7 protein-coding genes are annotated in these 12,182 nt (G+C 64.1%); 5 read left to right on the top strand and 2 right to left on the bottom strand.

Translation table 11 applies throughout. From position 1 onward, the window contains the following. Positions 1-5: 5 nt before the first annotated feature. The 3 genes from B9Z01_RS26100 (at position 6) to B9Z01_RS26090 (ending at position 4,205) form a co-directional block, all read left to right on the top strand. Positions 6-773: a transporter substrate-binding domain-containing protein gene (locus tag B9Z01_RS26100; protein ID WP_085488447.1), complete on the top strand. Its 768-nt coding sequence runs from the start codon at positions 6-8 to the stop codon at positions 771-773. Positions 774-833: 60 nt separating this feature from the next. Then, positions 834-1,949: a succinylglutamate desuccinylase/aspartoacylase family protein gene (locus B9Z01_RS26095; RefSeq protein WP_085488446.1), complete on the top strand. Its 1,116-nt coding sequence runs from the start codon at positions 834-836 to the stop codon at positions 1,947-1,949. 627 nt (positions 1,950-2,576) lie between these two features. Then, positions 2,577-4,205: an APC family permease gene (locus tag B9Z01_RS26090; RefSeq protein ID WP_085488445.1), complete on the top strand. Its 1,629-nt coding sequence runs from the start codon at positions 2,577-2,579 to the stop codon at positions 4,203-4,205. 101 nt (positions 4,206-4,306) lie between these two features. Here the strand turns inward: B9Z01_RS26090 and B9Z01_RS26085 are convergent, their stop codons facing one another. Together B9Z01_RS26085 and B9Z01_RS26080 are read right to left on the bottom strand one after the other, a co-directional pair. Then, positions 4,307-6,463: a phosphocholine-specific phospholipase C gene (locus tag B9Z01_RS26085; protein WP_085488444.1), complete on the bottom strand. Its 2,157-nt coding sequence runs from the start codon at positions 6,461-6,463 to the stop codon at positions 4,307-4,309. A gap of 65 nt (positions 6,464-6,528) precedes the next feature. Next, entirely contained in the window at positions 6,529-6,936 is a 408-nt protein-coding gene (locus B9Z01_RS26080) for a hypothetical protein (protein ID WP_085488443.1), read from the bottom strand. A gap of 213 nt (positions 6,937-7,149) precedes the next feature. Here B9Z01_RS26080 and B9Z01_RS26075 point away from each other — a divergent pair, with 213 nt between their 5' ends. Both B9Z01_RS26075 and B9Z01_RS26070 read left to right on the top strand, forming a co-directional pair. Next, positions 7,150-9,168, top strand: a complete 2,019-nt coding sequence (locus B9Z01_RS26075; protein WP_085488442.1) for an amylo-alpha-1,6-glucosidase — start codon at positions 7,150-7,152, stop codon at positions 9,166-9,168. Positions 9,169-9,219: 51 nt separating this feature from the next. Next, positions 9,220-12,078, top strand: coding sequence for an MGH1-like glycoside hydrolase domain-containing protein (locus tag B9Z01_RS26070; RefSeq protein ID WP_085488441.1), 2,859 nt, complete (start codon positions 9,220-9,222; stop codon positions 12,076-12,078). Positions 12,079-12,182: the final 104 nt, after the last annotated feature.

Genomic DNA, 12,182 nt, shown 5'->3' with positions numbered 1-12,182 from the left:
CTCCCATGAAAATTTCGCTGATGATTCTCTGCGCCGCGCTGACTTTCAGCGGCGGCGCGTTTGCCGCCGACGCCACCACCTTGCGTCTGGGCATCGACCCGAGCTATCCCCCGATGGATGCGAAAGCGCCCGACGGCAGCTTCCAGGGGTTCGACGTCGATCTCGGCAACGAAATCTGCCGGCGCATCCACGCGCATTGCCAATGGGTCGAACTCGAGTTCTCAGGCATGATTCCGGCGCTGCAGGCGCGCAAGATCGACGCGATCCTGTCCTCGATGGCGATTACCGAAAAGCGTGAGCAGCAGATTCTGTTTTCCTCGAAGATCTTCCAGTTCAAGTCGCGGCTGATCGCACGGCAAGGCTCGCCGCTCGCGGCGAATGCGAGCGCGCTCGCGGGCAAGCAGATCGGCGTGCAATCGGGCACGCAGTTCGAAGGCTATGCGCTGAAGAACTGGGCGCCGCTCGGCGCGAACGTGGTCGCGTACAAGAGCCAGGACGAAGTGTTCGCCGATCTGCGCAACGGACGGCTCGACGGCGCGCTGCTCGGCTCGGTCGAAGCGGATATCGGTTTTTTGCGCACGCCGGCGGGCAAGGGCTTCACCTTCGTCGGCGAGCCGTTGTCGATGGGCGATCGCGGCGTCGGCATCGGTCTGCGCAAGGATGAGACTGCGGTGCAGGCGTCGATCAACGCGGCGATTGCGTCGATGCTCAAGGATGGCACGTATGCGCAGATCGCGAAGAAGTACTTCGACTTCAATCCCTATGGCGACTAAACGCCGCCATTGCGTTCCACAATTGATTCAGATTCCTAATATTTTCCCGGCTTTCCATCCATGAACAGGCAATCGATTCCGCTTCTCTCGCCGGCTGTAGGCACACACCGCGAACTGGTGTCGTTTCATTTCGGCCCGGCCCATAGCGGGCAGAAGATCTATATCCAGGCGTCACTGCATGCCGACGAAACTCCCGCGATGCTGACCACGGTGCTACTCAAGCGCCGTCTGCTCGAACTGGAAAAAGCGGGTGCGCTCACTGCGGAAATCGTGCTGGTGCCGGTCGCGAATCCGGTCGGCCTCGGGCAATACGTGCTCGGCCAGTTTCTCGGCCGCTTCGATCTCGGCAGCGGCAAGAACTTCAACCGGCATTTCCTGCAGCTCCCGAAGCTGATCGAGCAGGCGAAAGAGGCGCTCGGTGCCGACGCCGGCGAGAACCGGCGCATCGTGCGCGAGTTGATCGCTGCCGAACTCGCGCGGCAGAAGCCGTTGACTGAATTCGAGTCGCTGCAACTGGCGTTGCTGAAGCTCTCGTTCGATGCGGACGTCGTGATCGATCTGCATTGCTCTCTCGAAGCGGCGATGCATCTGTACACGAGCGAAACGGCGTGGCCCGAGTTCGAGCCGTTGTCGCGCTATCTCGGCGCCGAGGCTTCGTTGCTCGCGACGAACTCGGGCGGCGAGTCGTTCGACGAAACCCATAGCCTGCTCTGGTGGAACTTGCAGCAGCAAATGCCGGCGGGCAAGCCGGTGCCGACCGGCTCGATTGCGGTGACGGTCGAATGCCGCGGCCAGCGCGACGTGTCGTACGAAGTCGCGCAGCAGGACGCCGATGCGCTCGTCGACTACCTCGTGTGGCGCAAGGCGATTCGCGGCGAGACGAAGCCGATGCCGCCGTTGCTTTCGGCGGCGACGCCGCTCGCGGGCAGCGAGCAGTTCTATGCGCCGGTGAGCGGGATTCTCGTGCATCGCGCGAAGATCGGCGACACGATTCGCGCCGGGCAGGCGCTGTTCGATATCGTCGATCCGTTGACCGACGAGACGACGACCATCGTGAGCCAGACCGAAGGCGTGCTGTATATGCGGCGCGCGATCCGTTTCGTCACGACCGGCGCGCCGCTCGGCCGCGTGACGGGTACGCGGCCGATCAGGAGCGGAGTGCTGCTCGGCGCCTGATCTTATTGGCGCAAATCACGCGGGCCCGCCGTGGCGCGAGTCACGAACCACGGCGGCGCGTCTATGCCGGAGTCGGCATTGAGGTTTGCCCGAGGCGCGGCGCAAGGCGCTCCTGGCAACCCGCCAGCGCCTTGATACAAAACCCGCAGCCCGCCGGATCGTTCAATCCGCCACATCGCGATTGTGCAGATTTAATCTCTTTCGGCTACGAAAAAGCCCAAGCCCTCACGAACATAAAGCCGGATACTCATTGTCATATTTCACCGTGTGTCGGCACGACCGGCCCTTACGAAGGAGATCTGCACAGTGAGCAAGGCTATTCAATGGAGCGGCGTGTTTCCCGGTCTCAGCGAGGAACCGCGCGACCGTGGTCGCGCCATCACGCGCCCGGCGCTGCCTGAATCAGATCTCTAAGTAGAGCGCTTCAGTGCTTGCCCCCGTTCGGCTCACCGGACGGGGCGCTCCTCTTCATGCCTGGCATCGCGGCAATAAAAACAAATATAAGGCGATCCGCGGCGGCACCAGGAAACATCGAGCAACACCGGGCAGGACGACGGCCGGCATTCCTTGAGCAACACCCGGCGGCCCGTCTGCAGCCTGTTACGTATTCAGAAAGGAGACAAGCCTATGTTGAATCAGGGCAAATTGCAGAACTCGCTCGAATTGGCCGATCACGCATCGGACGATGCGGGCACAGGCCACTTCAAGAAACAACTCTCGCTGACGGATCTCACGTTCATCGGACTCGGAGCGATTTTCGGCTCCGGGTGGCTGTTTGCCGCGAGTCACGTATCGACGATCGCGGGTCCCGCCGGGATCATCTCCTGGCTGGTCGGCGGCTTCGCGGTGCTGCTGCTCGGCATCGTCTATTGCGAACTCGGTGCGGCGCTGCCGCGCGCGGGTGGCGTGGTGCGCTATCCGGTGTTTTCACATGGGCCGCTGCTCGGCTACCTGATGGGCTTCGTTACGCTGATCGCGTTTTCGAGCCTGATCGCGATTGAAGTCGTCGCGGCGCGCCAGTATGCGGCGGCATGGTTTCCGGGGCTCACACAAAACGGCTCGGGCAGTCCGACCGTGGTGGGCTGGCTCGTGCAGGCCGCGTTGCTGTGCCTGTTCTTCTACCTCAATTATTCGAGCGTCAAGACGTTCGCGCGCGCGAACAACATCATCAGCGTGTTCAAGTTCGTCGTGCCGCTGTCGGTGATCGTCGTGCTGTACGTGTTCTTCAAGCCTCAGAATCTGACCGTGCAGGGCTTCGCACCGTTCGGGCTGCCAGGCATCGAGATGGCCGTCTCGGCGGGCGGCGTGATCTTCGCGTATCTCGGCCTCACGCCGATCATCTCGGTCGCGAGCGAAGTCCGCAATCCGCAGCGCACGATTCCGATCGCGCTGATCCTGTCGATCCTGCTCTCCACGCTCATCTACGTGCTGCTGCAACTCGCGTTCATCGGCAGCATTCCGACCGAGATGCTCGCCGATGGCTGGCACAACGTGAGCAAGGCGTTCTCGCTGCCGTACCGCGACATTGCGCTGACGCTCGGTGTGGGCTGGCTCGCGTATATGGTCGTGGCCGACGCGATCATTTCGCCGAGCGGCTGCGGCAACATCTATATGAACGCGACGCCGCGCGTGGTCTACGGCTGGGCGCGCACCGGCACGTTCTTCAAGGTGTTCGCGCGCGTCGACGAGAAGTCGGGCATTCCGCGTGCGGGGCTGTGGCTGACTCTCGCGCTCGCGGTGTTCTGGACGCTGCCGTTTCCGTCGTGGGAAGCGCTGATCGACGTGGTGTCCGCCGCGCTCGTGTTGAGCTACGCGGTGGCGCCGGTGTCGGTCGCCGCGCTGCGCCGCAATGCGCCGGGTTTGCACCGGCCGTTCCGTGTCAGCGGGCTGGCGATCATCGGACCGCTCTCGTTCGTGGTGGCCGCGTTGATCGTCTACTGGTCCGGGTGGGGCACGGTGTCGTGGCTGCTCGGTCTGCAGATCGTGATGTTCGTGATCTACCTTGCGTGTGGACGTTTCGTGCCGACGCAGCATTTGAGTCTGGGCCAGCAGGTGAAGTCGTCGTTGTGGCTGATCGCTTTCTACGTGCTGATGATCGTGGCGTCCTACTTCGGCGGTTTCGGCGGCACGGGCGCGCTCGCGCATCCGTATGACACGCTCGTGGTTTCGCTGTTCAGCCTCGTCATCTACTACTGGGGAGCGCGAACCGGCGTGCCGCCTGCGCTGCTGCAGCTCGATGCCGACGACGACCAATAAGCGCCGATAAGTACGCTTAAAAAATACGGCCGTCAAATGAACCGGCATCCTGTCCACTGCACGAGCAGAGCAGGATGCCGAACGACTTCTACCAGCGCGTCTTAGCTCACCGCGAGCATCGGCGCGACCGCGGCCGGATCGCTGATACTCGGCCGGCCATTCTCGACGTGACCCGCCAGACGGCGCGAGAAGCTCGTGTCGTCGTTGCTCGTCACCGTCAGGTCGTACCAGTGATGGCTCGACGCGAGCACCCAGCCTTCCTCGATAGGCACGCCAGGCGGCACGAGCACGGTGCGCGTGCGTGCGCCATACGCGTTGTCGGTCACGTTCAGACGCGCAATGCCGCCGCCCTTGTTGGTGAACTTGAGGAACACGTTGCCGTTCGCGACGTCGTATTGCGCGCTCACCTCAGGCTGCTCCGGCTTGTTGCCACCGAGCCCGAGCCCGCCGGCGGCATGCGTGTTTTGCGTCTTCGCCTGGACGTTGCCCGCGAACTTGCGCACGAAGCCGTTCGGGCCGAACACTTCGAACGCATACACGCCGTTCGTCGAGGTCAGATCGAACGTTTCGCTGAGCGACTTGCCCGCTTCGACGGTATAGCGCCACGGACCATCGGTGCGATTCGCCGAGTACACGTAGAAATGCGCGCCCTGCTCGCCGGTATTGCCGAACGAGATGTCGAACGTGTTGTGGTTCGCGTTCGCCGCGCCGTTCACATGCAGCTCGTACGGCAACGCGCGCGCGAAACGGATGCCCGCTTCCTGCGGATCGATCGGGCCCAGCGTCGCGGGCACGGTCGGCTTCGGCTGCGTCGCGCATTGGTTGTCGGCGATGCTCTTGTAGTCGCTCGTGTCGGGCAGCGGCGGCATCTTCGAGTCCGGGGTGCGGAAGTCGAATGCAGTGGTCAGGTCGCCGCACACCGCGCGGCGCCATGCCGTGATGTTCGGCTCATGCACGCCGAAGCGCGCCTCGATGAAGCGGATCACCGAGGTGTGATCGAACACCTGTGAGCAGACGAAGCCGCCCTTGGTCCACGGCGAGACGATCGTCATCGGCACGCGCGGGCCGAGGCCGTACGGCAGGCCGTCGGCGGTGTAGCTGCCGCCGCGCAGCGGATTGACCACGTTGTGGATTTCGCCGTCGGTCGTGACCGTCGACTTGCCCTGCGCGGATGTCGTCGCCGGTTGCGGCGGCACCATGTGATCGAAGAAGCCGTCGTTCTCGTCGTACATGATGAAGAGCACGGTCTTGCTCCACACCTCGGGGTTCGACGTCAGCGCATCGAGAATCTGCGACGTGTATTCGGCGCCGTATGCGGGCGTGTAGCTCGGATGCTCCGAGTACGCGGCCGGCGGGCACAGCCACGACACTTGCGGCAGGCGGTTCGCGAGCACGTCGGCCTTGAGGTCGTCGACCGTGCGCACGGTCTGCGCGCGCTCATAGAGCGGCGAGCCCGGCTGCGCGTTGATGAAGTTCGTGAAGTTCTGCAGGATGTTGGTGCCGTAGTTGCCGTTCAGCGGATCGGCGCCCGTCAGACCCTGCTGATAGACCTGCCACGAAATGCCCGCGGCTTGCAGGCGCTCCGGGTACGTGGTCCACGAAAGCAACTGATAGTTCGGCGGGCCGTCGCCGTCGACCCAATCGTTGTTGTCGAGCAGCGGGCCGCCGAGCGTGCCGGTCGGATCGACCATGCCGGTCATCAGGTACGAGCGGTTCGGGTGGGTCGGTCCCGGCAGCGAGCAGAAGTACGCATCGCACACCGTGAAGGCATCGGCCAGCGCGTAATGGAACGGGATATCGCTGCGCAGGTGATAGCCCATCGTCATGTCGGTCTTGTTGGCGGGCCACTGGTCGTAGCGGCCGCCGTCGATCGCGGCGTGGGTCTTGTACCACGAGTGATCGAGGTCGCCGACGCATTGCGCGCTGGTCGTCGCGGTATTCAGGTGAAACGGCAGCACCGGTTTGGTCGCGTCTTCCTTCGACGGCTGATACCAGACCGTCTGGCCGTTCGGCAGCGGAATCGGGAAGCGGTCGTTGTAGCCGCGCACGCCGCGCATGTGGCCGAGGTAGTGGTCGAACGAGCGGTTCTCCTGCATGAACACGACGATATGCTCGACATCGTGGATCGTGCCTGTGCGCGAAAACGCGGGCACGGCGAGTGCGTTGCGAATCGACTCGGGCAGCGCGGTCATCGCGGCGGCGGCGCCCGCGGATGAAGCAACGGTCTGCAGGAAACGGCGACGGCTAGTTGATGTCATCGAATATCACCTTCTGCGTAGGAGGAAGAATAGCGCTTGGGCGCGCCGGTGGAATCGGTACGGTCTCAGTTGGTGGCGCTGTCGCCGGGCGCGTAGCGCATGACCGGTGCGACCTGCTGGCTGTCGGCCGCGAGACTGGCCTGCATGTTTTGCGTGATCGGGTCGGGTGCGGCTGCACCGCTTGTGGTGCTGCTTGTTGCGCCGTTGACGAAGCTGTTCGCCGGGTTGTTCGCGGCGTGGTCCACCGGGTTGCCTGCGAGCGGCGCCGAGACATCGGGAATCGCAGTCGCTGCAGAGGGGGGCGCTGCCAGCGCAGCCGCCGCTATCCCAGGATGCTGCGCCGCGTCGTTAGCGGCGGAGTTCGCACTCGATGAGACGGTTGCGGGAGATGAGTCGTCCGCGCCGCAACCGTTCAACGCTATCGTCGCGAGTGCTATCAATGCGGCGCTCGTCATGCGCTGGTTCGTTTTCATGTCTGCATCCGGTTCGATGAAAGCGGGTGCAGTCTCCAATCCTTTCAAGAAATAATTGTGAAACGTTTGCGCGCGGCATAACTTTCGGCAATTCGTTAGTTAATCGAAAGAAAATAGAAAGTAATGGGAAGGACAATGGTCACGCGAGCGCCATCTGCGTTATGTTTTGCGCACGACGGTTCTGACCGGTTTTGAATGAGCGCGACTAACTTCATGACACGCATCGGATCACCCTTCGACCTCTCGCGTCTCGAAGACGAATGGCTGGAAGCGGACGGCTTCGGCGGTTTCGCGTCGGGCACCGCTGGCATGCTGCGCACGCGGCGCTATCACGCGTTGCTGTTGAGCGCGACGCGTGCGCCGGGCGGGCGCATGGTGCTCGTCAATGGTGTGGAAGCGTGGCTCGAAGCGAACGGGCAGCGCTACCCGTTGAGTATGCAGCGCTATGGGCCCGATGTGATCTACCCGGACTTGCGCGGGAGTCTTCTCAGCTTCGATACCGCGCCGTGGCCCACGTGGCGGGTGGGGCTCGATACGCGGCTCGACGCGCATTCCGATGCGCAAACAGCGGTGATAGCCGAGGTCTTCGTCAGCAAGGCGACCCGCGAAACCGTGCTGCGCTGGCGGCTCGAAGGCGCTGGCCCGGGCGAGCCCGGGGCGCTCGTGCTCAAGGTGAGGCCGTTGCTGTCGGGCCGCGATTATCATGCGCTGCACCACGAGAACCCCGCGTTCAATTTCAGCGCACAGGTCAGCGGCAATCAGTCGTGCGTGAGCTGGCAACCGTATGGTGGTTTGCCGGTCATTCTTGCGGCGACGAACGGCGTCTATACGCACGCGCCCGACTGGTATCGCAACTTCTTCTACGTGCGCGAAGAGGAGCGCGGCCTCGATTGCAGCGAAGACCTCGCGACGCCCGGCGTGTTCAGCTTCGATCTCACGAACGGCGAAGCAGTGATGATCCTGAGCGCGGCATCAGCCGCAGCCGCAGCGACAAACGCAAGCACGAACACGAACCACCGGGCCCAGGCCGTCACCCGTGCGACCGGCCTCGTACACACCGAGCAACAACGCCGCAACGCACTCGGTTCCCGCCTGCATCGTTCCGCCGATGCCTACATCGTCACGCGCAACGAAGGCCGCACGATTCTCGCGGGCTTCCCGTGGTTCACCGATTGGGGCCGCGACACCTTCATCGCGATGCGCGGCCTGCTGATCGCATCGAACCGTCTCGACGACGCCGAAGCGATCCTGCTCGAATGGGCGGGCACGCTCTCCGAAGGCATGCTGCCGAACCGCTTCCCCGATTACGGCGACGCGCCCGAATACAACTCGGTCGATGCGTCGTTATGGTTCATCGTCGCCGTTCACGACTATCTGGCGACGCCGCATGCGAGCGCCACGACCCGCGCGCATCTGCAACAGGCGGCCGAAGCGATCCTTACCGGCTATACGAACGGCACGCGCTTCAACATCGGCGCCTGCGCCGACGACGGCTTGTTGCGCTGCGGCGTCCCCGGCGTGCAGCTCACGTGGATGGATGCGAAAGTCGGCGACTGGGTGGTCACGCCGCGCATCGGCAAGCCGGTCGAAGTACAGGCGCTGTGGATCAACGCGCTGCGTATCGCGTCGGCATGGAGCCCGCAGTGGCGGCAGCAAGCCGAGCGCGCGACGCTCGCGTTTCGTCAGCGTTTCGCCGACCCGGCTACGCAGGCGCTGTTCGACAACGTCGACGTCGATCACGTGCCGGGCACGGTGGATCGTGCGATCCGGCCGAACCAGATTTTCGCTATCGGCGGCCTGCCGTTTCCGTTGCTCGACGGCGCGGCGGCGAGCGCGGTGCTCGGCCAGGTCGAAGCGCAGCTGCTCACGCCGCTTGGCCTGCGCTCGCTCGCGCCGTCCGATCCCGCCTATCGCGGACACTACGGCGGTGCGCCGCGCGAACGCGATGGCGCTTACCATCAAGGTACGGTCTGGCTGTGGCTGCTCGGCCCATTTGTCGAAGCATGGCTGCGGGTCAACGGCGCGAGCGCCGACAACCTCGCGCAGGCGAGGGCGCGCTTTGTCGCCCCGCTTTATGCGCACCTCGATCACGCGGGCCTCGATCATCTGTCCGAAATCGCTGACGGCGACGCGCCGCACACGCCCGCGGGCACGCCGTTTCAGGCGTGGTCGCTCGGCGAATTGCTGCGCGTCGAAAACCTGCTGGCCCGATTCGAGCACGGCGGCGCGTAAACCGCGCTACGATGTGAGTCCCACCGCCAGGCCTGCTGCAAGGACTTCTTCATGCCACCGCTGCGCGCTGCCAATCTGCTTGCCACCATCGAAGGCTCACGCCTGCATTCGGCCGATTGCGGCCACTGGCAGCGCTGGGGGCCGTATCTGAGCGAGCGCCAGTGGGGCACGGTGCGCGAGGACTACAGCGCGAACGGCACCGCCTGGGACTCCTTTCCGCACGACCATGCGCGCAGCCGCGCCTACCGCTGGGGCGAAGACGGCATCGCCGGTTTCAGCGACGACTGGCTCAACTGGTGCGTGTCGCTCGCGCTGTGGAACCGCAAGGACCCGATCATCAAGGAGCGCCTGTTCGGCCTCACGAACTCGCAGGGCAATCACGGCGAGGACGTGAAGGAGCTGTATTTCTACCTGGACGGCACGCCCACGCATTCGTACATGCGCATGCTCTACAAGTACCCGCATGCGGCATATCCGTACGAAGACCTCATCGAAGAGAACGCGCGCCGCGGCGGCGACATGCCGGAGTACGAAATTCTCGATACCGGCGTGTTCGACGACGCGCGCTATTTCGACGTGCAGGTCGAATACGCGAAGCACACGCCCGACGACATCGTGATGCGCGTCACGGTCGAGAATCGCGCGGACGAGGCGGCGTCGCTCGACGTGCTGCCGCAGATCTGGGCGCGCAATGCGTGGTCGTGGAAGGAGAACAAGGACAAGCCGAGGCTCGTCGCGGGCACGGATCACGACGGCGCGGTGCACCTTGCCGGGCATCATTTCCGGCACGAACCGATCGTCGTGACGGCGTGGTCGAACGACGCGCCGCTCACGTGGCTCTTCTGCGAAAACGACACCAACGTGAAGCGCCTCTTCAACATGGAGGGCGCGGGTCCGTTCAAGGACGGCTTCAACGATTACCTCGTCCACGGCGACGCGAACGCGATACGCCACGACGCGGGCACCAAGGCCGCCGCGCATGCGGCGCTCGAACTCGGGCCGCATGCGCGCGCGGTCGTGTATCTGCGCTGGCGCCCGCAATCGGCTATCGATGAAACGCCGTTCGACGCCGATGCGTTGTTCGCGCGGCGCATCGCCGAGGCCGACGAATTCTATGGCGCGCTGCAGCACGAGATCACCGATACCGACGCGCGCCTCGTGCAGCGCCAGGCGCTCGCGGGCATGCTGTGGTCGAAGCAGTACTACCAGTACGACGTGCAGCGCTGGCTCGACGGCGACCCGCTGCAGCCGCGCCCGCCCGCCGAGCGCAAGCGCGGCCGCAACGTGGACTGGCGGCATCTGTGCAATGCGGACATCGTGTCGATGCCCGACAAGTGGGAGTACCCGTGGTACGCGTCATGGGACCTCGCGTTTCATGCGGCCGCGTTCGCACTGATCGATCCGGCGTTCGCGAAGAAGCAACTGCTGCTGCTCGTGAAGGACCGCTACCAGCATCCGAACGGCCAGTTGCCCGCCTACGAATGGGCGCTCAGCGACGCGAATCCGCCCGTGCATGCGTGGGCCGCGTGGCGCGTCTACGAGATCGACCGCGCGCTCACCGGCAAGGCGGATCGCGATTTCCTCGAACTCGTTTTTCACAAGCTGCTGCTGAATTTCTCGTGGTGGGTGAACCGCAAGGACGCCGACGGTCACAATATTTTTCAGGGCGGCTTTCTCGGGCTCGACAACGTCGGCATCTTCGACCGCTCGTCGCCGCTGCCGACCGGCGGCCACATCGACCAGGCCGACGGCACCGCGTGGATGGCCGCGTATGCGCTCGACCTCATGCGCATCGCGCTCGAACTCGCGTGCGCGAATCATGTGTTCGTCGACATCGGCGTGAAGTTCTTCGAGCACTTCCTGTACATCGCGGAAGCGGTGAGTTGCGACGACGGCTGCGATACGGGCCTGTGGGACGGTCAGGACGAGTTTTTCTACGACAAGCTGCGCTTGCCCGACGGCAGCAACATTCCGATGCGCGTGCGCTCGATCGTCGGGCTGATTCCGCTGTTCGCGGTGCATGTGCTCGAGGAGCGTCTGCATGGCGGCTTGCCGGGTCTGCGCGAGCGGCTCGCGTGGTTTCTCGAGCATCGTCCCGATCTCGCGAAGCTCGTGTCGCGCTGGAACGAGCCGGGCAAGGGCAATGCGCTGTTGCTCTCGCTGCTGCGCGGGCATCGGATGAAGGCATTGTTGCGCCGCGCGCTCGACGAAAGCGAATTTCTTTCCGATCACGGCGTGCGCGGGTTGTCGCGCTTTCATCGCGATCAGCCGTTCGTGTTTCAGCACGACGGCAACAGCTTCTGCGTCAAGTATCTGCCGGCTGAATCGGACACGCGCGTGTTCGGCGGCAATTCGAATTGGCGCGGGCCGGTGTGGATGCCGGTCAACTATCTGCTGATCGAATCGCTGTACGAATTTCACCGCTACTACGGCGACGATTTTCGCGTCGAATATCCGACCGGCTCGGGGCAGAAGTTCTCGCTCGCCGAAATCGCCGACGAACTCGCGCGCCGCGCGACCACGCTGTTTCTCAAGAACAGGGACGGCGAGCGGCCGGTGATGGGCGCGTATCCGCTGTTGCAGGCGGACCCGCGCTCGCAGGACCTGATTCTGTTCCATGAATATTTTCACGGCGACAATGGGCGCGGCGTCGGCGCTTCGCATCAGACTGGCTGGACCGGGTTGGTCGCGTTGCTGCTGCAACCGCGCGCGATGGCCGCTTCGGGCAATGTGCCGCTGACCGGCGAGTCTGCGGGGGTGTCGGGTGCCGCGGCGGCGAGTGCTGCTACGGTTGCCGCGGCTACGCAGCCTGCTGTGGTTGAACCCGCTTCGACTTCGAAAGCGCCCGTTTCGGAAGAACCTGTTTCGAAAGAACCCGCGTCGTCGCTCGCAACCACGACGGCGAAGTAGCACGGCCGCAAGGTTACATCCGCCATACAAGCCGCTTTGCGCGCCGGCTGCATGAGCGCAATTGAACTGTGCGGCTCCGCACGTGGTCTTTCATATATCGCCAC

Origin of the sequence: Paraburkholderia susongensis (assembly GCF_900177725.1) — a bacterium.
GTDB classification, from domain to species: domain Bacteria; phylum Pseudomonadota; class Gammaproteobacteria; order Burkholderiales; family Burkholderiaceae; genus Paraburkholderia; species Paraburkholderia susongensis.
Note: the sequence above shows the minus strand (reverse complement) of the source record. Positions and strands in the feature narration are given on the sequence as shown.

What these genes read in the sequence shown, in the direction of transcription:
- B9Z01_RS26075 (WP_085488442.1), top strand. Translation starts at nt 7,150, where the DNA reads ATGACACGCATCGGATCACCCTTCGACCTCTCGCGTCTCGAAGACGAA.
- B9Z01_RS26070 (WP_085488441.1), top strand. Translation starts at nt 9,220, where the DNA reads ATGCCACCGCTGCGCGCTGCCAATCTGCTTGCCACCATCGAAGGCTCA.
- B9Z01_RS26090 (WP_085488445.1), top strand. Translation starts at nt 2,577, where the DNA reads ATGTTGAATCAGGGCAAATTGCAGAACTCGCTCGAATTGGCCGATCAC.
- B9Z01_RS26100 (WP_085488447.1), top strand. Translation starts at nt 6, where the DNA reads ATGAAAATTTCGCTGATGATTCTCTGCGCCGCGCTGACTTTCAGCGGC.
- B9Z01_RS26080 (WP_085488443.1), bottom strand. Translation starts at nt 6,936, where the DNA reads ATGAAAACGAACCAGCGCATGACGAGCGCCGCATTGATAGCACTCGCG.
- B9Z01_RS26095 (WP_085488446.1), top strand. Translation starts at nt 834, where the DNA reads ATGAACAGGCAATCGATTCCGCTTCTCTCGCCGGCTGTAGGCACACAC.
- B9Z01_RS26085 (WP_085488444.1), bottom strand. Translation starts at nt 6,463, where the DNA reads ATGACATCAACTAGCCGTCGCCGTTTCCTGCAGACCGTTGCTTCATCC.